The sequence below is a fragment of the Pseudomonas citronellolis genome (assembly GCF_029335315.1).
GTDB lineage: Bacteria > Pseudomonadota > Gammaproteobacteria > Pseudomonadales > Pseudomonadaceae > Pseudomonas > Pseudomonas citronellolis_A.
The window spans coordinates 1-18951 of record NZ_JARJLT010000067.1 but is presented as its reverse complement, the minus strand read 5'-3'; the positions used below and the strand labels follow the sequence as shown (position 1 = coordinate 18951).

At 67.4% G+C, this 18951-nt stretch carries 13 protein-coding genes; 8 read left to right on the top strand and 5 right to left on the bottom strand.

All coding sequences use genetic code 11. From position 1 onward, the window contains the following. The first annotated feature begins 5 nt into the window (after positions 1-5). The 4 genes from P3W75_RS05595 (at position 6) to P3W75_RS05580 (ending at position 3436) form a co-directional block, all read left to right on the top strand. Positions 6-806, top strand: coding sequence for a nucleotidyltransferase domain-containing protein (locus tag P3W75_RS05595; protein WP_276226369.1), 801 nt, complete (start codon positions 6-8; stop codon positions 804-806). Continuing rightward, entirely contained in the window at positions 803-1828 is a 1026-nt protein-coding gene (gene rtcA, locus P3W75_RS05590) for an RNA 3'-terminal phosphate cyclase (protein ID WP_276226367.1), read from the top strand. The genes P3W75_RS05595 and rtcA overlap by 4 nt, the downstream gene beginning before the upstream one ends. An 88-nt stretch (positions 1829-1916) precedes the next feature. Then, entirely contained in the window at positions 1917-2276 is a 360-nt protein-coding gene (locus P3W75_RS05585; protein WP_276226366.1) for a hypothetical protein, read from the top strand. A gap of 125 nt (positions 2277-2401) precedes the next feature. Then, on the top strand, positions 2402-3436 hold the full coding sequence (locus P3W75_RS05580) for a cytochrome-c peroxidase (RefSeq protein ID WP_276226365.1): 1035 nt from the start codon (positions 2402-2404) through the stop codon (positions 3434-3436). Between the two features lie 167 nt (positions 3437-3603). On the opposite strand, the gene gdhA is transcribed toward P3W75_RS05580, so the two are convergent. Next, positions 3604-4938 (bottom strand): NADP-specific glutamate dehydrogenase, encoded by a 1335-nt coding sequence (gdhA, locus tag P3W75_RS05575; protein WP_276226364.1) that lies wholly within the window; start codon positions 4936-4938, stop codon positions 3604-3606. 207 nt (positions 4939-5145) lie between these two features. Here gdhA and P3W75_RS05570 point away from each other — a divergent pair, with 207 nt between their 5' ends. Beyond that, positions 5146-5442, top strand: coding sequence for a hypothetical protein (locus P3W75_RS05570; RefSeq protein ID WP_276226363.1), 297 nt, complete (start codon positions 5146-5148; stop codon positions 5440-5442). Positions 5443-5496: 54 nt separating this feature from the next. On the opposite strand, the gene ettA is transcribed toward P3W75_RS05570, so the two are convergent. Continuing rightward, positions 5497-7161: an energy-dependent translational throttle protein EttA gene (ettA, locus tag P3W75_RS05565; protein ID WP_276226362.1), complete on the bottom strand. Its 1665-nt coding sequence runs from the start codon at positions 7159-7161 to the stop codon at positions 5497-5499. A 250-nt stretch (positions 7162-7411) separates the two neighbouring features. Here ettA and P3W75_RS05560 point away from each other — a divergent pair, with 250 nt between their 5' ends. Both P3W75_RS05560 and glyA read left to right on the top strand, forming a co-directional pair. Next, on the top strand, positions 7412-11680 hold the full coding sequence (locus P3W75_RS05560; protein ID WP_430765343.1) for an EAL domain-containing protein: 4269 nt from the start codon (positions 7412-7414) through the stop codon (positions 11678-11680). Positions 11681-12009: 329 nt separating this feature from the next. Next, complete coding sequence (gene glyA / locus P3W75_RS05555; RefSeq protein ID WP_276226361.1) at positions 12010-13263, top strand: serine hydroxymethyltransferase; 1254 nt, start codon at positions 12010-12012, stop codon at positions 13261-13263. A 60-nt stretch (positions 13264-13323) separates the two neighbouring features. Here the strand turns inward: glyA and P3W75_RS05550 are convergent, their stop codons facing one another. From P3W75_RS05550 to P3W75_RS05540, 3 genes are all read right to left on the bottom strand, one after another. After that, entirely contained in the window at positions 13324-15027 is a 1704-nt protein-coding gene (locus P3W75_RS05550) for a J domain-containing protein (protein WP_276226360.1), read from the bottom strand. Positions 15028-15037: 10 nt separating this feature from the next. Further along, on the bottom strand, positions 15038-16741 hold the full coding sequence (locus tag P3W75_RS05545) for an Hsp70 family protein (protein ID WP_276226359.1): 1704 nt from the start codon (positions 16739-16741) through the stop codon (positions 15038-15040). A 123-nt stretch (positions 16742-16864) separates the two neighbouring features. Continuing rightward, complete coding sequence (locus P3W75_RS05540) at positions 16865-17335, bottom strand: SecDF P1 head subdomain-containing protein (RefSeq protein WP_276226358.1); 471 nt, start codon at positions 17333-17335, stop codon at positions 16865-16867. A 309-nt stretch (positions 17336-17644) separates the two neighbouring features. Between P3W75_RS05540 and P3W75_RS05535 the strand changes: the two genes are divergently transcribed. Further along, positions 17645-18940 (top strand): NCS2 family permease, encoded by a 1296-nt coding sequence (locus P3W75_RS05535; RefSeq protein WP_276226357.1) that lies wholly within the window; start codon positions 17645-17647, stop codon positions 18938-18940. Positions 18941-18951 lie beyond the last annotated feature (11 nt).

The window sequence follows — 18951 nt, the reverse complement described above, 5'->3', positions numbered from 1 at the left end:
GAGACATGAACAAGGAAGACCGCCATCCCCTGCCCGCCGCCATGCGCGAGCGAGTGCTGGAGGAACTGGCAAGACTGGAACAGGAGCACGGAGTGACCGTGCTCTACGCGTGCGAATCCGGCAGCCGCGCCTGGGGCTTCGCCTCGCCGGACAGCGACTACGACGTGCGCTTCGTCTACGTGCATCAACCGGACTGGTACCTGCGCGTGGACGAACCGCGCGACGTGCTGGAGCGCCCGCTGACCGACGAGCTGGACCTCAGCGGCTGGGAGCTGCGCAAGACGTTGCGGCTGCTGCGCAAGTCCAACCCGACACTGCTGGAGTGGCTGGACTCGCCGCTGGTGTACCGAGGCGAATCCGCCGCGACCGAAGGCCTGCGCCAACTGGCGCAGGACTTCTACTCGCCCGCCGCGGCGCGGGCGCACTACCTGTCGATGGCGAAGAAGAACTTCCGTGGCTACCTGCAGGGCGAAGAGGTTCGCTACAAGAAGTACCTCTACGTGTTGCGCCCGCTGCTGGCGGTGCGCTGGATCGACCAGGGTCTGGGCATGCCGCCGATGGTCTTCGAGACACTGCTGGAGGCGACGCTGGACGATGCCGTGCAACGCGCTGAAGTCAAGGAACTGCTGGTGCTCAAGCGCCAGGCGGTGGAGGCCGAGTACGGCCCTGCACGCCCGGCCCTGTACCGGCTGATCGAGGAAGAGCTGCAACGCGCAGAGACCCTCGGCGCATCCCGTGGCGGCTGCCATGACACGGAGCGCCTGGATCGCTTCCTGCGCGAGCAAGTGAGGAAGTACGCGAGATGAACAAGCACCTGATCGAACTCGACGGCGCCGAAGGTGGCGGGCAGATACTGCGCAGCGCGCTGAGCCTGTCGATGATCACCGGCAAGGCGCTGCGCATCGTCAACATTCGTGGCCGACGTTCACGGCCGGGACTGTTGCGCCAGCACCTGACGGCGGTGCGCGCGGCGGCGGAAATCTGCGGCGCGGCGGTGGAAGGCGACGAGCTGGGCTCGCGCAGCCTGACCTTCCGCCCCGCCGCGATTCGTGGCGGCGACTACCGCTTCGCCATCGGCAGCGCGGGCAGCGCCGTGCTGGTGTTGCAGACGCTCCTGCCGGCCCTGCTGTTCGCCGACGGGCCGAGCAACCTGGCGATCAGCGGCGGCACGCACAACCCGCTGGCGCCGCCGGCGGACTTCATCGCGCGCAGCTGGTTGCCGCTGCTGCGACGCATGGGCGCGAAGGTCGACTTCGAGCTGCTGCGCCACGGCTTCATGCCGGCCGGCGGCGGTGAACTGCGGGCGCGGGTGGAGCCCGGCGAGCTGCGCCCGCTGCATCTGCCGGAAGCCGGCGCGGTGCGCTCGCGTTCGGCTCGCGCACTGCTGGCGGCCATTCCCGGACACGTGGCGGATCGCGAGCTGGAGAAGGTCAGGCGGCACCAGGACTGGCACACGGCGGCTGCGCAGGTTGTCCGGCTTCCGGAGGAACAGGGCCCGGGCAATGCGCTATTGCTGGAGGTCGAGTGCGAGCATCTGACCCTGATGTTCTGCGCCTTCGGCCAGCCCGGCGTCAGCGCCGAGCGCGTCGCCAGCCAGGCGCTGCGCCAGGCCGATGACTGGCGCAGCAGCGCGGCCAGCGTCGAGGAACATCTCGCCGACCAGTTGCTGCTGCCCCTGGCGCTGGCCGGTGGCGGCAGTTTCACCACGCCGCAACCCAGCGAACACCTGCTGAGCAACCGCGCGGTGATCGAGGCCTTCCTGCCAGTGCGAATCGCATGCGAGCCGCGCGTGGCGGGCGGACAGCACATCCGCATCACGCCGGCTTGACGCTTTCCTAACGGGTCGAGGGATAGAGTGCCGCCCCAGTCACCCCATCCCGCGCGTGTGCCCGCCGCCTTGGCACACGGGAGTCCCCATGGCGCACCGCGCCGCCCTCGCCCTGCTCTTCAGCGCGCTGCTCGCCGGCTGCGGAACCACCCACGAAACCCTCGTCGCCCAGGGCTATCCACCGGCCTACGCCGACGGCTATGACGATGGCTGCGGCAGTGGTCGCCAGGCGGCCGGCGCCATCAGCGGCGAGTTCCGCAAGAACGTGCCGCGCTATCTGGATGACCCCAGGTACGCCCTGGGCTGGAACGACGGATTCCAGCAATGCCAGGCCTCGCGCGTGAGCCAGGAACGCCGGGAGTACGAAGCGCAACGCAGCAGCGACCGGGACCGCGACTGGGAACAGCAGAAGGACCGCGCGCTGTCCCACGCCTTGCGCGGCAACTGACCGCTGCGGCAATCATCCGCACCGCCAATGCCCCGTGCGCTTGACTCCGGTCAAACCGGCGGCATTGTCCCTGGCCTCTCCTTGATCCCAGAAGCAACCAAAAGCCTGAGACAAGGAGACTCCACATGCAGCCCTTCAAACTGGCGCTGAGCAGCCTGCTGCTGTCCGTCAGCACGGCGGCGGCGGCGCAAGCGAATGCAGACATCCTGCGCGATAACGCCAACAGCATTTTCAAGCCCATTCCGGAGCAGGCCAGCGACAAGCTCGATGGCAAGCAGGTGGAACTGGGCCGGCAGCTGTTCTTCGAGCCGCGCCTGTCCGCCAGCCACGTGATCAGCTGCAATACCTGCCACAACATCGGCACCGGCGGTGCCGACAACGTGCCCGCCTCCAGTGGCCATGCCTGGCAGAAGGGCGCGCGCAACTCGCCCACCGTGTTCAACGCGGTATTCAACGTCGCGCAGTTCTGGGATGGCCGCGCCAAGGACCTGGAAGAACAGGCCAAGGGCCCGGTGCAGAACCCGGTGGAGATGCACAACACGCCGAAGAACGTCGAGGCCACGCTGCGCAGCATGCCGGAGTACGTCACCGCCTTCGAGAAGGCCTTCCCCGGCGACAAGCAACCAGTGAGCTTCGACAACATGGCCCGCGCGCTACAGGCCTTCGAATCGACCCTGATCACTCCGGACTCGCGCTTCGACCAATACCTCAAGGGCAACGAAGACGCCCTCGACGCCAAGGAAAAGAAGGGCCTGCAGACCTTCATGAGCTCGGGCTGCATCAGTTGCCACAACGGCGTGAACCTGGGCGGCCAGGCCTATTTCCCGTTCGGCCTGGTGAAAAAGCCCGACGGCAAGGTCCTGCCCAGCGGCGACAAGGGGCGCTTCGAAGTGACCAAGACGCAGAACGACCAGTATGTGTTCCGCGCCGCGCCCCTGCGCAACATCGCGCTGACCGCGCCGTATTTCCACAGCGGGCAGGTCTGGGACCTGGAGGAAGCGGTGGCGATCATGGGCACCGCGCAACTGGGCAAGCAGCTCAACACCGAGGAAGTCGGCGACATCGTCGCCTTCCTCAAGACCGTCACCGGCAAGCAGCCCAAGGTGGAGTACCCGCTGCTGCCGCCGAGCACCGCCAGCACGCCGAAGCCGGTGGATTGATCGGCCACTCCCCAACCTGTAGGGCGGATAACCTGGAACAGGTTATCCGCCGATCGTGGCACGGCGGATAACGCTGACGCGTTATTCGCCCTACGGCAGGCCGCAATTGGCGCGTGCGGAAAGGAAAAACGGGCCCGCTGGGCCCGTTCTTCACATCGGCGGAGCGATCAGACCACGCCCTGGGCCAGCATGGCGTCGGCGACCTTGACGAAGCCGGCGATGTTGGCACCCTTCACGTAGTTGATCCGGCCGTTCTCTTCGCCATGGGTGACGCAGGCGTGGTGGATGTTCTGCATGATGCCGTGCAGGCGCTGGTCCACCTCGCCGGCGCTCCAGTGCAGGCGCATGGCGTTCTGGCTCATCTCCAGGCCGCTGGTGGCGACGCCGCCGGCGTTGGAGGCCTTGCCCGGCGCGTAGAGGATGCCGGCCTCGAGGAAGATATCCACAGCCGCCAGGGTCGAGGGCATGTTGGCGCCCTCGGCGACGCAGATGCAGCCGTTGCCCAGCAGGGCGCGCGCGTCCTCCGCGTCCAGCTCGTTCTGGGTGGCGCAAGGCAGCGCGATATCGCAGGCCAGCGACCAGGGGCGTTGCCCCGGCAGGAAGCGCAGGCCGGCGCCGCTCAGTTCGCTGAGACGGCCACGGCGGACGTTCTTCAGCTCCATGACCGCCTCCCACTGCTCCAGGCTCAGGCCGGCCTCGGCGAACAGGGTGCCTTCGGAGTCGGACAGCGAGATCACCTTGCCACCCAGCTCCATCACCTTCTGCGCCGCGTACTGGGCCACGTTGCCGGAGCCGGAGATGGCCACGCGCTGGCCGTCGAAATCGCTGTCGCGGGCCTTGAGCATTTCCTGGGCGAAGTACACGCAGCCGTAGCCGGTGGCTTCCGGGCGGATCAGGCTGCCGCCGTAGGCCAGGCCCTTGCCGGTGAGCACCGAGGTGAACTCGTTGGACAGGCGCTTGTACTGGCCGAACAGGAAGCCGATCTCGCGGGCGCCGACGCCAATGTCACCGGCCGGCACGTCGAGGTCAGCGCCGACATGGCGGAACAGCTCACTCATGAACGACTGGCAGAAGCGCATGACTTCGGCGTCGCTCTTGCCCTTGGGATCGAAGTCCGAACCGCCCTTGCCGCCGCCCATGGGCAGCGAGGTCAGGGAGTTCTTGAACACCTGCTCGAAGGCCAGGAACTTCAGCACGCCCAGGTTCACCGAGGGGTGGAAGCGCAGGCCGCCCTTGTACGGGCCGATGGCGCTGCTCATCTGGATGCGGAAACCGCGGTTGACCCGCACTCGCCCGGCGTCGTCGACCCAGGGCACGCGGAACAGGATCGCGCGTTCGGGCTCGACGATGCGTTCGACGATGCCGGCCTGCAGGTAATGCGGATGGGCTTCGAGGAACGGCCAGAGGGAGCGCAGCACCTCTTCCACCGCCTGGTGGAATTCGGGCTGGTCGGGGTCGCGCCGCTTGAGGCGCTCGAGGAACGAGTCAACGGATTGCGTCATGTCTACACCGGTCTTTTCTGGTTATGTGATGCTTTTTGCCGGCCGACTCTAACAAGCCAGGACGCACTCAGATAGTGCGCGATGACGCTTTTATGAATCTTTTTGGTGCAAATATATAAACCCGGTGCCTGCCAAACCAGCAGGGAAACGGAAATTTGTATACAAAATCAACGTGATATTTCGCCAAAACCACCCAGGACGCCCAGGATGCCTACCCGCCCCGTCGTACTGCTCGCCGCCCTCGCCTGCGCGCTCGCCCTGCCCGCCCAGGCCGCCATGAAGCTCGGCAACTTCACCCAGTCCGGCCCGCTGCTGGTGGCCGACACCTTCGACAGTGAAGTCATCCACAAGTCGAACTTCAGCACCGACAACCTCGAACGCATGGCCCGCCAGCTGGAGGACCAGCAGCGCGCCCTGGACAACCAGGCGCGCACCATCGAACAGTTGCAGCGCCAGCTGGAAGAACAGCGCCGCGCGCTGGACGAGCTCAAGCGCGGGCGCTGAAGCGCGCCAACGAAAACGGGGCCCGAAGGCCCCGTTTGGTGTCGCTGAAGCGGCTTACGCCAGCTTCTTGTAGCGCACGCGGTGCGGCTGCGAGGCAGCGTCGCCCAGGCGCTTCTTGCGGTCGGCTTCGAACTCGGTGTAGTTGCCTTCGAAGAAGACCACCTTGCCGTCGTCCTCGTAGGACAGGATGTGCGTGGCGATACGGTCCAGGAACCAGCGATCGTGGGAAATCACGATGGCGGCGCCGGGGAAGTCCAGCAGCGCTTCTTCCAGTGCGCGCAGGGTTTCCACGTCGAGGTCGTTGGACGGTTCGTCGAGCAGCAGCACGTTGCCGCCCTGCTTCAGGGTCAGGGCCAGGTGCAGGCGGCCGCGCTCACCACCGGAGAGGTCCTTGACGAACTTCTGCTGGTCGCCGCCCTTGAAGTTGAAGCGGCCGACGTAGCTGCGCGACGGGACTTCGTAGTTGCCGATCTTGATCTGCTCGAAACCGTCGGAAACCTGCTCCCACACGGTCTTGTTGCCTTCGAGGATCTCGCGGCTCTGGTCGACGCTGGCGATCTGCACGGTGTCGCCGATCTCGATGCTGCCCGAGTCCGGTTGTTCCTTGCCGGTCAGCATGCGGAACAGGGTGGATTTACCCGCGCCGTTGCCGCCGATCACGCCGACGATTGCGCCCTTGGGAATGCTCAGCGACAGATTGTCGATCAGCACGCGCTCGCCGTAACCCTTGCTGACGTTGTGCAGCTCGATGACCTTGTCGCCCAGGCGCGGACCGGCCGGGATGTAGATCTCGTTGGTCTCGCTGCGCTTCTGGAATTCCTGCGACTGCAGTTCCTCGAAGCGCTGCAGGCGGGCCTTGGACTTGGCCTGGCGGCCCTTGGCGCCCTGGCGCACCCACTCCAGTTCGGCCTTCATGGCCTTGGCGTGGGAAGCTTCCTGCTTGGCTTCCTGGGCCAGGCGGTTGGCCTTGGATTCCAGCCAGCCGGAGTAGTTGCCTTCGAACGGGATGCCGTGGCCACGGTCCAGTTCGAGGATCCAGCCGGCGACGTTGTCGAGGAAGTAGCGGTCGTGGGTGATCGCCACCACGGTGCCGGGGAAGTCGTGGAGGAAGTGTTCCAGCCAGGCGACGGAGTCGGCGTCCAGGTGGTTGGTCGGTTCGTCCAGCAGCAGCATGTCGGGGGCCGACAGCAGCAGGCGGCACAGCGCCACGCGGCGCTTCTCGCCACCGGAGAGGTGTTCGATCCTGGCGTCCCACGGCGGCAGGCGCAGGGCGTCGGCGGCGACTTCCAGCTGGCGCTCCAGGTTGTGGCCGTCGGAAGCCTGGAGGATGGCTTCCAGCTTGGCCTGCTCGGCGGCCAGGGCGTCGAAGTCGGCGTCCGGCTCGGCGTAGGCGGCGTAGACCTCGTCCAGGCGCGCCTGGGCCTGTTTGATCTGGCCGACGGCCTCTTCGACGATGTCGCGTACGGTGGCCTGCGGGTCGAGCTTGGGCTCCTGCGGCAGGTAGCCGACGTTGATGCCCGGCATCGGGCGGGCTTCGCCTTCGATCTCGGTGTCGACGCCGGCCATGATGCGCAGCAGGGTGGATTTACCCGCGCCGTTCAGGCCGAGCACGCCGATCTTGGCGCCGGGGAAGAACGACAGGGAAATGTCCTTGAGGATTTCACGCTTGGGCGGCACGACCTTGCCGACCCGATGCATGGTGTAGACGTATTGAGCCATGGATGACCTAGCTTCTGGATGAATGGTGGACTGCGCTGGCCTGGCGGCTGCGCCCCTGCGGCAAGGCCGCCCGGGGGCGCGGGCGCGACCATTGGCCGCGGTTGGCGCGTGGAACCGGCGACGACAGGGCCGGTTTCGCGGGATAATGGGCGCATCGTTCAACGCGCGCGTGCGGCAAAGCTACCGGATTGGTCCCTGAAGGGCAAACCACGCTCGTCGCCCATACTGGCACTTGGCCCTGCTTCCGGGCATGCTAGCGCTCGCCGAACCCCGTCGTTTCGACCCAGGTAGCCGCTCCTTGTCCAAACCTTCCCGCCCCCCGGCCACTTTGCCCCGATCAGGACGGCTGGCCATCCGGAGCGCCCTGCTGCTGGTGCCGTTGATGCTCGGCCTGCTGCTCTGGCAACTGAGCCAGGAGTACCTCGGCCAGCAGCGCTACGAACGCGAGCGGGTGGCCCTGTACGGCCAGGAAATCGCCCACCAGCTGGGCCTCGCCCTGGAACTCAAGGCCCAGGCGGCGCGCAGCCTGACCCGCCAGGGCCTGCAGCGCGGCGAGGAACCGGCGCTGCTGCTGGAAGAGCTGCGCCAGGTATTCCCGGCGCTGCGCAGCCTGGCCTGGTACGACGCCCAGGGCGTCGTACAACTCGATACCGCCCCCGCCAGCGCCGACGACGCTTTCATCGCCGACCTGCTGCGCCGCGGCCACGACAGCGACTACCACTACGCTTTCAACGACGCCGCCGCCACCGGCCAGGTCTACCTGCTGCTGCGCCCGCGCGACGGCGCCGAGGCGCCCTTCGCCGTGCTCCGCCTGGACGCCCGCGTGGCACGCCAGCAATGGACCGCGCGCATCGCCACCGGCAGCGACGCCTGGCGCCTCGAAGACAGCGCCGGGCACCTGATCCTGGCCGGCCGCGACGTCGCCCTGCCGCCCTCCCAGGCCAGTGCCGACAAGCCCGCCGCCCTGGCCATCGCCAACAGCGACTGGCAGGTGCGCCCGCTGTACGACGGCGGCGCCGCCCCCGGTTTGCAATGGTCGCGCCTGGCCGGCGAGTTCGGCCTGCTGCTGGTGCTCGCCGGCATCAGTTGCGCCGCCCTGCTGCGCCTGCAGCGTGAACAGCAGAGCCTGCGCGCGCTGACCGCCGACTCGCAGTCGCGCCTGCACCAGGCCGCCCAGGCCCTGGCGGCGATCGACGAGCGGGTGCTGGTGACCCGCGCCGACGGTCGCCTGGCCTACCTCAACCCGCCGGCCGAGCAACTGCTCGGCGTCAGCACCGAGGACGCCGCCCAGCACTACCTGGCGCGCCTGCTGCCGGAGCTGGCCCAGGGTGCGCTCGACGACGGGGGCACGCCGCCACAACAGGTGACACTGGAGCGCAACGGCCGCCGCCGGCTGTTCGCCATCAGCCGCCATCCGCTGGAGGACAGCCAACTGGCGGATGTCGCCTCGTGGGTGCTGCGCGGCAACCACGAACCGGGCGGCCAGGTCTGGGTGCTGCGCGACGTCACCGAGGAGCAGCGCTCGCTGCAGGTGCTGGAGGAAACCCGGCGGCGCTATCAGGACATCTTCGACGGCGTCGGCGTGGCCCTCTGCGTGCTCGACCTCTCCGACCTGCGGCGCTTCTTCGTCGACAACGGCCTGCGCGACGAGGCCGGGCTGAACGCCTGGCTGGCGCGCGGCGAGGAACGCTGGCCGCAGCTGCTGCGGCAGATCCGCGTCAGCGAGGTCAACGAGGTGGCCAAGCGCATGCTCGGCGTCGACAGCGGCGAGGAAGCCTGGCAGCAACTGATCGGCGACCGTCCGCGACGCCCCGGCAGCGTGCGCGCGCGGCTGATCGAGGCGGTGCTCGGCAACGCCGGGGCAATCGACCAGGAGGTCGCGATCCAGACCCGCCAGGGCGAGGCGCGCCACTTCTGGCTGCAACTGCGCATGCCCGAGCGCCTGCAGGACTACCGCGCGGTGACCCTCAGCCTGTCCGACATCAGCAGCCGCAAGCAGGTCGAGCTGTCGCTGATGGAGCGCGAGAAATTCTGGTCCGACGCGGTGCGCGCGGTGCCCGACACCCTGTACATCCACGACATCACCGCGCGCCGGGTGATCTTCAGCAACCACCACCTGGGCAGCCAGCTGGGCTACAGCGACGATGAGCTGCGGCAGATGGGCGAGCGCTTCTGGGAAGCCCTGCTGCACCCGGACGATGTCGAGTACTACTGGCGCGTGCGCAACCTGCAGCAGGTGATCGGCGACAACCTGCTGCTCGACAGCCTGCTGCGCTGGCGCCACCGCGACGGCAGCTGGCACTGGTTCGACGTCCGCGAGCAGGCCTTCAGCCGTGGCGCCGATGGCCGCGTGGCGCGCCTGATCGGGGTGGCCAAGGACATCACCGAAACCGTCGAGGCGAGCAACTCGCTGCGCGAAAGCAGCCGCCGCTACCAGATGCTGGCGGAAAGCATCAGCGACGTGATCCTGACCACCGACGCGCACCTGCACATCGACTACATCAGCCCGTCGATCGAGCAGACCTTCGGCTACAGCCCGGACTGGCTGCTGAACAACGACCTGCAGCAGATCGCCGCCAACCCGGCGCAGCTGACCCGCCTGAACGACCTGCTCGAACGCGTGCGCGACGCCATAGGCGCGCCGCGCCGGCTGGCCGCGCTGCGCGAATCCAGCGCGGTGCACCTGTTCACCTTCGACTGCCTGCGCGCCGACGGCCGCAAGGTGCCGGTGGAACTGCGCATCGCCCTGATGTGGGACGACGCCGGGCGCTTCGTCGGCCTGCTCGGGGTGGCCCGCGACATCAGCCAACAGCGTCGCGCCGAGCGCGAAATGCGCATGGCCGCGACGGTATTCGAACACTCCACCGCGGCGATCATGGTCACCGACCCGGCCGGCTACATCGTCCAGGTCAACGACTCCTTCTCGCGCCTCACCGGCTACGGCACCGCCGAAGTGCTCGACCAGCAGCCGCGCATGCTCACCGCCGACCAGCAGGAAGCCAACCAGCTCAAGCACGTGCTGGACAGCCTGCAGCGCAGCGGCAGCTGGGAAGGCGAGATCCTGCAGAAGCGCAAGACCGGCGAGCTGTACCCGTCCTGGGTCGGCATCACCGCGGTGCAGGACGAGGAAGGCGACCTGGTCAGCTTCGTCTGCTTCTTCAGCGACATCAGCGAGCGCAAGGCCAGCGAGCGGCGCATCCATCGCCTGGCCTACTACGACGCCCTCACCCACCTGCCCAACCGCACGCTGTTCCAGGACCGCCTGCACACCGCGTTGATGCAGGCCGAGCGCCATCGCCAGTGGGTGGTGCTGATGTTCCTCGACCTCGACCGCTTCAAGCCGATCAACGACTCCCTCGGCCACGCCGCCGGCGACCGCATGCTCAAGGAAGTGGCCGAGCGCCTGAGCCAGTGCGTGGGCGACAACGACACCGTGGCGCGCATGGGCGGTGACGAGTTCACCCTGCTGCTGCCGGGCCAGGAAAGCCGCGACAAGGCGCTCAAGCGCGCCATCCAGGTGGCCGAGCGCATCCTCTCCAGCCTGGCCCGGCCGTTCACCCTGGAAGGCCGCGAGTTCTTCGTCACCGCCAGTATCGGCGTGGCCCTGTCGCCGCAGGACGGCGCCGAGCTGAGCCAGCTGATGAAGAACGCCGACACCGCCATGTACCACGCCAAGGAAGTCGGCAAGAACAACTTCCAGTTCTACCAGGCCGAGATGAACGCCCGCGCCCTGGAACGCCTGGAGCTGGAAAGCGACCTGCGCCGGGCCATCGAGCTGAACGAGTTCGTCCTCCATTACCAGCCGCAGTTCACCGGCGACGGCCGCCGCCTGACCGGCGCCGAGGCCCTGCTGCGCTGGGAACACCCGACGCGCGGGCTGATTCCGCCCGCCGAGTTCATCCCGGTGCTGGAGGAGCTGGGCCTGATCGCCCAGGTCGGCGACTGGCTGCTGGCAGAAGCCTGCCGCCAGCTGCGCAGCTGGCACCGCGACAAGGTGCGGGTGCCGAAGGTCTCGGTGAACCTCTCGGCCCGGCAGTTCGCCGACGGCCAGTTGGGCACGCGGATCGCCGCCATCCTCATGGAAACCGGCATCCCCCCGGCCTGCCTGGAGCTGGAACTGACCGAAAGCATCCTGATGAGCGACGTCGGCGAGGCCATGCACATCCTTTCCGGGCTCAAGCGCCTGGGCCTGGCCATCGCGGTGGACGACTTCGGCACCGGCTATTCCTCGCTGAACTACCTCAAGCAGTTCCCCATCGACGTGCTGAAGATCGACCGCGGCTTCGTCGACGGCCTGCCCCACGGCGAGCAGGACGCGCAGATCGCCCGCGCGATCATCGCCATGGCCCACAGCCTGAACCTGATGGTGATCGCCGAGGGCGTGGAGACCCAGGCCCAGCTGGACTTCCTCCGCGAGCACGGCTGCGACGAGGTGCAGGGCTTCCTGTTCGGCCGGCCGATGACCGCCGAGCAGTTCGCCGCGCTGTTCTCCAGCAACGCCCTGTTCCTGCTGGGCTGACGCGATACCCCCCCCCCCACAGGAGCGCGCCCTGCGCGCGAATCGCGGGCGCGGCCCGCTACATGAGAATGGAGCGGGAATGACAGTCGTGGGGCGCATAACGCCCCAGGCGTTATCCGCCGTCGGCCTCCGCGCCAGGGCCATCGGCGGATAACCGCGAACGGTTATTCGCCCTACGGTGCTCTTCGGCGCAGTCGGCAAGACAGTTGCCCCTACGCCGCCAGCGTGAAGCCCGCTTATCCGCCACATGACCGCCTTTCATATGCCAGCACGCGCGGGCTGGGGTAGAATGCGGCCCTTTCCCAGCACCGATCCTTATGAGGACCGCCATGTTCAGCCGTGATTTGACCCTCGCCCGCTACGATGCCGAACTCTTCGCCGCGATGGAGCAGGAAGCCCAGCGCCAGGAAGAGCACATCGAGCTCATCGCCTCCGAGAACTACACCAGCCCGGCGGTGATGGAAGCCCAGGGTAGCGTGCTGACCAACAAGTACGCCGAAGGCTATCCGGGCAAGCGCTACTACGGCGGTTGCGAATACGTCGACGTGGTCGAACAACTCGCCATCGACCGCGCCAAGCAACTGTTCGGCGCCGACTACGCCAACGTCCAGCCGCACTCCGGCTCCCAGGCCAACAGCGCCGTGTACATGGCCCTGCTGAACGCCGGCGACACCGTGCTGGGCATGAGCCTGGCCCACGGCGGCCACCTGACCCACGGCGCCAGCGTCAGCTTCTCCGGCAAGATCTACAACGCCGTGCAGTACGGCATCAACGACAACGGCCTGATCGACTACGACGAAGTCGAGCGCCTGGCCGTCGAGCACAAGCCGAAGATGATCATCGCCGGCTTCTCCGCCTACTCGCAGATCCTCGACTTCCCGCGCTTCCGCGCCATCGCCGACAAGGTAGGCGCCTACCTGTTCGTCGACATGGCCCACGTCGCCGGCCTGGTCGCCGCCGGCCTGTACCCGAACCCGGTACCCTTCGCCGACGTCGTCACCACCACCACCCACAAGACCCTGCGCGGCCCGCGCGGCGGCCTGATCATCGCCCGCAAAAACGAAGAGCTGGAGAAGAAACTGAACTCCGCGGTCTTCCCGGGTGGCCAGGGCGGCCCGCTGGAGCACGTCATCGCCGCCAAGGCCGTGTGCTTCAAGGAAGCCCTGCAGCCCGAGTTCAAGGCCTACCAGGCCCAGGTCGTGAAGAACGCCCAGACCATGGCCCAGGTGTTCATCGAGAACGGCTACGACGTGGTTTCCGGCGGTACCCAGAACCACCTGTTCCTGCTCAGCCTGATCAAGCAGGACATCACCGGTAAGGACGCCGACGCCGCCCTGGGTCGCGCCTTCATCACCGTGAACAAGAACAGCGTACCGAACGACCCGCGCTCGCCGTTCGTCACCTCGGGCCTGCGCATCGGCACCCCGGCCGTGACCACCCGCGGCTTCAAGGAAGACGAGTGCCGCCAGCTGGCCGGCTGGATCTGCGAGATCCTCGCCAACCTGGGCGACGAGGCCGTCGAAGGCCGCGTGCGCGAGCAGGTCAAGGCCCTGTGCGCCAAGTTCCCGGTATACGGCAACTAAGCCCGCACCGCGAACACGAAAAAGCCCGGCGAATGCCGGGCTTTTTCATTGCTGTGATCCTCAGTTGGCGCCGTGCGGCCGCCAGCTCAGGATGCAGGTCAGTTCGCGGCTGTGCTCCGGATCCCGGCAGCGCTCCTGCTCTGTGCGCCCTTGGAAGTACTGGCTACGGATCAATTGTTGCTGCTGGAGATAGACCTGAATGCCGATCACCGCCAGGAAGATCGCTACCAGACCGACCGTCAGGATGACAGCGAAATGACGGCGCACGGGCGCCAGGATGGTCTCCGCGCCCAAGGCGAGTACATGGGTACGCATCTCCAGATACATAGCCCCGAGTGCGAGAACCGTCAGCGGCACGCACGCCAACCAGAACGCGCTGCCTTTCAGACCGAGAGTCAGCGCAACGAGGACGCCCGCCCCTGCGGCCAGGGCGCCATGCCGCAGCGGGCGCATCCCGGCTCCTTGCTCGTGCCAGCGAGCGGGCAACAGCACGCCGCTCAACCAGTAATCGAAGCGATTCAGGCGATTGCCGGTGAGCGCTCGAAACACGCGCAGCAGAATGGAGCTCACACCGAAGGGGATGGTGGAGAACACCGCCAGCGTCAGCAGGTTGGGTAACAGCTCGGCCAGGCTCGACGCCTTTCCGGGCAGCCAGAACAGGCCCAGGACCATCACCACGATCATCCACAAGATGAAGAAGCGGACATTCCAACCAGCCTCGGCGCGCGGCAGATCCCGCCAGAACCCCGGATCGCGCTGACCATCGGGCAGATGCTGGAGCAGATGCGGGTAGCGATACTGCAGGGTATCGGCGATTCGCTGGCAGCAGGTCCAGTCGGCGGCACCGAAGTCGGCGCTGAATCGACGGCGCTGGTAGAGGTCAAAGGGCGTCAGCATCAGCCGCGCGGCGCGCTGTTCCGGACGCAGGTCCCAGGTCCGCGCATCGCTCTGCAGGGTCTCGAAGTAGCTCTGCGCGTCGCGGCGCTGCAACAAGGCGTTCCATAAGTGTTCGGCGCAATTGGGAACATGCTTGCCCTCCTGCCAGCCGAACTGACTGGCGACCCGGCAGAAGGCGCCCTCCGGCCACCAGGTAACCTCCAGCATCAGCTCGACCACCGCCTCGTCCAACAACGCCCGCGCATCGTAGCTTTGCAGCCAGGGCAGGCGGCGCAAGGCGGCCAAGCCGGCCTCGAAGTCAGCGAGCCGCCCCTCGTCGAAGAACACCCGCAGTTGCTGCATGCGCCCGCGCAGCAGTCTGGCGCGCACCTTCAGGCATTCGTCCTCGGACAAAGCAGAACACCGATCGACCTCCAGCCAGGCGAACTCGGTACAAGCCGCGTCCAGCAGCTCGTGGCCATGCAGGCCATCCAGGCAAAGCTGCAGCAAGGCCCGCTCGAAAGCGGCGGCCAGCCCGGCTTCGGTGGCACGCTGCCTGCGCTCGGATAACGTCGAAGGCGCGATCCCCTCCAACAGCGGCTGCAATTGCAGCTGCACGGGCAACTCGACGGGTTGCTCGGCGCCCCGTTCAAACGGTGGAACGAGGGGCTGAACGCTGGGCTGGACAAGTGGTGCCGGCTGTTCGTCAGCCGCCTCCTCGACGTGCCAGCGCACCCAGTTCAGCGCCTGTTCATAGGCTTCGCGCAGGGCCTGGAAAGCCTGCGCATCCTCGTCCGGCCGGGTGACCTTGAGCAACCGCGCGTATTGACGCTTGATGCTCCGCTCATCGGCCTCGGCGTCCAGGCCGAGAATCTCCCAACAGCTCATCGCAGCCTCCTCAGCGCCAGGATGGACGTTCGAGCTCGTCGAGCTGCGCTTCGATCGACGCGCGCAGACTGTCGATGCGCTGCGGGTCCTGCTCGCCCAGCACCTGCTGGAAATGCCCGACCATCTGCGCCAGCGCTTCCCGCGTGTCGCCCAGGTGTTCCTGGTAGAGGCGCTCCAGACGCGCCAGCAAGGTCGTGTTGAGCAACTGGTCGCGCGGGTGCACCTTCAACTGCGCCAGCGCCGCCAGGCGCTCGCGGATTTCCTCGGGGGTCAGCACGCCGGGGTTCTTCTCGATGACCAGGCTGTGCCGCGTGCCGCTCTCCGGCAGCGTCACCTCCGCTTCGAGAATGCCGTTGTTGTCGTAGGTGAAGCGCACGTCCAGCTTGACCTCGCCCGCCTTGCGCGGCGGCACCGGGATATCCAGTTCGCCAAGGGCGATGTTGTCCTTCACCAGGCGGCTCTCGCCCTGGTAGACCTGCAGCAACACCCGGCTCTGGCCGTCCTGCAGGGTCTGCACGGTCTTCACCCGGCTCACCGGCACCACGCTGTTGCGCTCGATGATCGGCAGGTAATGCCCACTTTCGTACTGACGGCCGAACTGCACGGTGGTCTCGATGCCCAGGGTGTAGGGGCATACGTCGGTCAGCACCACCTCCTCGAGGGCGGCGGCACGGCTTTTCAACGCGGCCTGCACGGCGGCGCCCAGGGCTACCGCTTCGTCGGGATTGATGTGCAGGGCCGGGAAGCGGCCGAACAGGCCGGCAGCCAACTTGCGCACCAGCGGCATGCGCGTGGTGCCGCCCACCATCAATACCTCATCGAGGTCGGCGACGCGGATACGCGCGTCGCGCAGCGCGCGTTCGATCGGCCCGCGCAGGCGCTCCAGCAGCGCGCCGCTGACCTTCAGCAGGTCGTCCTGGCTGATTTCCAGTTCCCACTGGCGTCCGCCATGGCTGAAGCCGAAGGTCTCGCTCGCCTGCTGGCCCAGCGCCTGGCGCACGCGTTCGGCCTCGCGGCGCAAGCGATGCTGGACGCCGGGAGCGGCAACGTCGGGGAACTGGCGGTCCTGCCGCTGGCTCGCGATGAAGTGCTGTACCAGGGCGTTGTCGAAATCCTCGCCGCCGAGGAAGTTGTCGCCGGCGCTGGCGCGCACCTCCATCACGCCCTCGAAGAGTTCGAGAATGGAAACATCGAACGTGCCGCCGCCGAGGTCAAAGACCAGGAACGACGTTTCCTTGTCCTTGTGGTGCAGGCCATAGGCCAGCGCCGCCGCGGTGGGTTCGTTGACCAGCTTCTCGACTTTCAGGCCGGCCAGCTCACCGGCGATGCGCGTTGCCTTGCGCTGCGCGTCGCTGAAATACGCCGGCACGCTGATGACGGCCTCTTCCACGGGCTCGCCATAGGCGCGCTCGACATCTTCCTTCAGGCTACGCAGCAGCAATGCGGAGAGCTCTTCGGGGCGGAAGCGGCGCTGGCCCAGGGCGGTCTCGTGGCCGCTGCCCATGTGCCGCTTGAACAGCGCGGCGGTCAGTTCGGGGTGGGTCTGCAGGCGCTCGCGGGCGGCCTGCCCGACCAGTACCCGGCCCTCGTCGTCAAGGCCGACCACGCTCGGGGTGATGACGCTGCCCAGGGAGTTGGCCACCAACCGCGGGCCATCCCCGAACCACACGGCCACCAGGCTGTTGGTGGTGCCAAGATCGATGCCGACAATCATTGCGAACGTACTCCTCCGTGCGCCGATAGCGGACGACGCACTCTCCCTGAGTAATGAAGCCTCGGATTAGAAACAATGGCGATAAGCCAGTAAACCCCCAGGTATCTGAATTCTGCTCGCGCCCTAGCGCTCGGTAGCGGGCGCAGCGCGCAACGCGTTGAGCTGGCGCGCCAGCGCTTCGGCCTCGGCCTGGCTGTCGAAGCCCTCCAGCATCACCTGGCCGTCGCGCACCGGCTCGGAAACCCGCGGCAGCATGCGCAGGCGGCCGTCGATGACGATCGCCAGGGCCTTGCCGCGCTGGCGCTCGGTCAGTTGGGCCAGGCGCTGGCTGGCGGCGCCATCGAAGGTCACCAGCACGCCGGGGCGGCCGCCGTTGCCGAGCACCACCTCGGCGCGCTGCACGTCGCGCTGGGTCAGTTCCGCGCGGGCGACGACGAGCACCGCCTGGCCCAGCGGGTCGGCCAGGGTGCGGGTCGACGCCGACGGCTTGTCTGCGGTGGCGTGGACATCGAAGCTGTGCTGCGGCGGGCCCGGCGGCGCGCCGGCGCAGCCGCCCAGCAGGGCGATGAGGCAAAGCGGAATCAGGCGTTTCATGGATCGACGAGGATTGCGGGCTTGGGTCTGCGGCGGATGTAGGTTCGACCGCGCGTAGCGCCGGCCGTTACATCAATGATACGCCCCTGCCGCGCTCGCCGCGCCGGCGCGGATCAATCCTCCGGCGGCCCACGCTGGCAGCGGTGGCGACGGCCAACTAGGCTCGTTCGGAAACCGGCCGGCGGGCTCGCTTACCCGCGCTTCCGGCGAGCTGCTATGATGCCCGCCTTTTTTGCCCAGGCCGCGACAAGACGGCCATTCCTGACCGACCGGTCGAGCCGACAAGACGCCCAACCAAGGGAGCACGACATGCTGGAAAAGCTGTTCCAACTCAAGGCGCACAACACCAATGTACGCACTGAAATCCTGGCGGGGATCACCACCTTCCTGACCATGGCCTACATCCTCTTCGTCAACCCGAGCATCCTCGGCGAGACCGGCATGGACAAGGGCGCGGTCTTCGTCGCCACCTGCCTGGCCGCGGCCATCGGCTCGGCGATCATGGGCCTGATCGCCAACTACCCCATCGCCCTCGCCCCGGGCATGGGCCTGAACGCCTTCTTCACCTACACCGTGGTGCTGCACATGGGCCACACCTGGCAGGTGGCGCTCGGCGCGGTGTTCCTCTCGGCGTGCATGTTCTTCGTGATTTCGATCTTCCGCATCCGCGAGTGGATCATCAACAGCATCCCCCTGGCCCTGCGCTCGGCGATCGCCGCCGGCATCGGCCTGTTCCTGGCGCTGATCGCGCTGAAGGAATCCGGCATCGTCGTCGCCAACCCGGCCACCCTGGTGGGCATGGGCGACCTGGCCAGGCCCGAGCCGCTGCTGGCGATCCTCGGCTTCATCCTGATCGTCGCCCTGGAAGCCCGCCGCGTGACCGGCGCGGTGATGATCGGCATCCTCGCGGTGACCTTCATCGCCATCGCCCTGGGCGTCTCCAAGTTCGGCGGCGTGGTGTCGATGCCGCCGTCGCTGGCGCCGACCTTCCTCCAGCTGGACATCAAGGGCGCCCTGGACATCGGCCTGACCAGCGTGATCTTCGCCTTCCTCTTCGTCGACCTGTTCGACAACTCCGGCACCCTGATCGGCGTGGCCAAGCGCGCCGGCCTGATGGGCAAGGACGGGCACATGCCGAAGATGGGCCGCGCCCTGATCGCCGACAGCTCGGCCGCCATGTTCGGCTCGCTGCTGGGCACCTCCACCACCACCAGCTACATCGAATCGGCGGCGGGCGTTTCCGCCGGCGGCCGTACCGGCCTGACCGCCATCGTGGTCGCCCTGCTGTTCCTGCTGGCGCTGTTCTTCGCCCCGCTGGCGGGCAACGTGCCGGCCTTCGCCACCGCGCCCGCGCTGTTCTTCGTCGCCGTGCTGATGGCCTCGGGCCTGGCCGAAATCGACTGGGACGACCTGACCGTGGCCGCCCCCGTGGTGGTCACCGCCCTGGCCATGCCGCTGACCTTCTCCATCGCCAACGGCATCGCCTTCGGCTTCATCACCTGGACCGCCTGCAAGCTGCTCTCCGGCCGCTTCCGCGAGCTGAACTGGGCGCTGGTGATCCTCTCGGTGCTGTTCGTCATCAAGCTGGGCTGGTACAACGCGTAATCAGCATCCAT